The organism is Fulvivirga aurantia (assembly GCF_009711475.1).
Classification (GTDB): domain Bacteria; phylum Bacteroidota; class Bacteroidia; order Cytophagales; family Cyclobacteriaceae; genus Fulvivirga; species Fulvivirga aurantia.
The window spans coordinates 1-3,736 of record NZ_SMMD01000538.1; the positions used below are offsets into that span (position 1 = coordinate 1).

Annotated in this window: 1 pseudogene; it reads right to left on the minus strand. The window is 39.7% G+C overall.

From position 1 onward, the window contains the following. Positions 1-19: 19 nt before the first annotated feature. A pseudogene (locus tag E1176_RS20510) lies at positions 20-3,736 on the minus strand (hypothetical protein); the annotation flags it as partial.

Below are 3,736 nucleotides of genomic sequence, written 5' to 3' on the forward strand. Positions count from 1 at the left end.
ACTCTTACTTTCATAGTCGTTAGTTAGAATAACCTTCTTTAAATTGTGCTGGATGAATTATTATTCTAGCACCATCATCCCAATTCTTTTGTCGCACGGGAAATGTCATATCCATCCAATCATCAAAATTATCATAAGGCCATGATATATCGGGTATATAATTTTTCCATTCCATAGTTAAGAACCCACCAGTAGTAGAACCTATCCCCTCACGCATTGCATCACTTACCATTCTAACATTTTGAATAGAATTTGAAGACATATGTACTCTTCCTGTAGACTGTGTTATTAATTTTGAGGAACTATTGGCTGCGGTAACCTTATTAATAGCTCCAACTAACCCAACCTTCCTAAGACCCGTATGTACTAAATTTGCAGTTTTACCTCCTATATAACCCCCAGCACCTGATAAAATTATTTTAGTATAACTTTTAACCTCTCCATGGGCAAGTACTTGATCTGCTGCTTCACCTGCAGCTAAAACTCCAGCGCTTGTCAATAAACCAAAGCCACTGCCAGCTGCTGCACCTGTAACACCGGCTAACCCTACCCGGCCCCAACTTAAATCTTCAAAACTCTTACCTTCATTTTGAATCTGATCATAGATTGAAAATCCTGCGCCAATTGCACCTCCGACTACGGCACCAATGGCGCTCCATACAATCCTACCATCTTTATCAACATATAAAATAGGACTATTGCCCATGGCTAAATATGGGCTATGATATTGCCAATACGGATCAGTAGCGTTCCATCTTCCAGTGATAGAATTATACATTCTCGCTTCGAAACTATTCCAACCTGTCTCAGGGTCTTCCATTGAAAACCAGCCTTGATAGCCGTAGTTATAAAATTTACCGAACTGGCTCCTTCCCTCTTTTGGTTCATGATTAAAATAGTTGTTAGGAGTGTTCAGCCGTCTAGCAACGCTGCCAAAAGGATAATAATCTGTAGCCTGAGTGACTATCTTTTGGCTAAGGGTAACGGATATGTCATCAAAATATACTTTGGTCCCAGGTGTGTGGTTAGACACATATACATAAAGATACCCATCCTGATTGATATCTAAATATGGATTTAGTTCATTTCCGAAAGTATGCCAATTTGTACTCTCAGGATCTGAGGTAAAAGAGTTAGCCTCCGGTAGGCGCTCTTTTCTCTTTTCGAGTACATTAAAATCGTTGTCAAAATATATATAGTTCATATAGGCATGAGGAGAAAGATCACTATCACCATTGGCAAATCCACTTAAAGCAGCGCTAAAAATATCTTCCAGCGCAGCTGCAGATTCCTGTCCATTGAAGCCCACATATGTGCCTGTTAAAGCGCTTGCAATATCAGCTAGTGCTAAAGGGGCAGCGTAGCTAGCCTGGCTCTCATATTTTCCATACGCAGTGAGATTTACAGTATCTCCAGCATTTACCTGAAGTGTAATGGCTGGACCGATTATTCTACCAGGATCACCCGTGAGGTAAGCAGCTCGGTTAGGGTCTGCCACTACATCAGTACTGGTATGATTAAGCCCGGGAGGCAAATTATACATCTCACTAGAGAAAAGATTTTCAAAATACTGCGACTCTTCTACCCTGGGGTTTGTATAGTTCAATTCCCTTGTTTCTTCCATCGTGGCCGTGAAGGTGATATTATTTCTTTTCACCACTGCACGCACATTGCCAAGATGGTCGGTCAACTCATAGGCGGTAGACCCATCTTGTTGAGGGTAATAAACACCCACTTTTCCAGATCCGTATACCGGTACTTCAGTTTGTGAAAGCAACTGATCAGTTACTTTTTCTTCATAGATACTCATCACATTGCCAGAGGCATCCCTGATGTACCAGGTTTTGATATCACTTTCTGTATTAAAAGACGATAACCTGAAACCACGGTCATCATAAGTGTAACTCACCTTAAGCTGTGTCTTATTTTCATCAGCATAAACTGCCGTAACTTTGCCAGTTACATCATATTCCACATATTTACTTTCTCCGTCTTCACTCACTTCAGCCTCCAACTGCCCGATACTATTATAGTGATACTGAGCGTACCCTGCTATGCCTTGCAGACGATTATTTTGTTGTTTGTCAACTGCAGGGGTACCATCGGTATTTAAGTTATAATCATATTTAAAGTTATGCTTTCGATCACTGAGGACATCATAGCGCTTCAATGTTTCTATATTACCGTTAAGGTCGTAAGTAAGGCCGGTTAATCTGTATTTATTGGTGTTGGTCTCTATTCCTGTTGGTCCGTCTACACCCCAGATCCCTTCTTTTAATTGATATTTCTCATCGTAATCAAATAAATAAATACCTTCAAAGGCTTCTTCTGTTGTACCTTCAGGTTGAGCTGTACGCCACTTTATGGCTGTGATATTGCCATTATAAAGCGGGGTGAGTGTGAAGTCATCTGGAGTATCATCAAGCAATTCTTTAACTTCAAAAGTTGAACTATAAATTGTCACACCGGAAACGTGACTGTTGGTCATTTCACATCTAAACTTATCACCTACCAGGGCGTCTAAAACACGATAGTTCTTGTCATTGGCGTTATTGATAATGTTTTCGAAGGTACTGCCATTCCATTTTTGCCATTGATACTGAACGTATTGCCCTAGATTTCTATCACTTTCTATTACCCGATCCCCACCAGCACTTATTTCAATAACTTCTTCTGAAGTATTTTGTGGTGCATAGGTAAATGTTGCATATCCATGTGTATCTGGTGAAGATAGGTCAAGGTTTTGCTCTATTTGATCAAATGTGAGAAAATTGCCATGTACGGTAAGTTGTAAGATGCTGGCATTTGGATGATCTTTAAAGGACGGTAGTTCTGTTAGTTGATTGTCTCGTAGGTAAAGTCTGGTCAGCCCTGTGGCTGTTAAATAACTACTCGGCACACCTCCTTCGAAGTTATTGTCGTAAGCATACACAAAGGATGTAGTAGCAGGAATCTCTGGCAATGCCCCTGAAAATTCATTCTCATAGATAAGAAGGTTTGCCACTCTGGTGTTGTTCATATTAGGAAATTCTCCACTTAGAGGTGTTTTGTAAACTTTAACATTTTTCAAAGAAGTTAGTCCACTAAGTGAATTAGGCACAGTCCCAGTTACATTATTTCTTGAAACATGAAATAGTTCTAAATCAACAAGATTACTTATATCAGGGATTGTTCCAGATAAATTTGTGAGGTCAAACTTCAAAGTTTTGAGGGAAGTCATAGTACTCACCCATTGTGGAAACTCCTGGTTTAACTTCACATTGTAAAATTGAATATCTTCCAGTGGTAACCCGGTCATATCGGGTAATGGTCCTAATAAGGCAGGGTGATTACTCATTTTCAAAGTTTTCAACGATTTTAGGTGTGCCAAACTTGCAGGTATTGTACCATTCATTTCCGTGTTTGAGAAAGATAAACCCACCACATCTCCATTGTCAGTAGTTACGCCATACCAACCTACAACCTGATCTATTGAAGTGATAGAGTCCCATTCTGCAGGTGTTGTAGGCCATCCGGTATTGTCGGTCCAATTAGCTCCATCTGTTGATTCATAGATGTCTCGAAGGACTTGGAGTTCCAATTTGTCTTGAGCTATAAAAGAAGTATATATATTAGCAAACTCATCATTGAGCTTATACATTGATATATCTACTGAAAGTTCAGACGTACTGAGGATTTCTGATGTATAGAACCGGATGTCATTTCTGTAGTACTTTATCTGATTACCTTCTCTTTC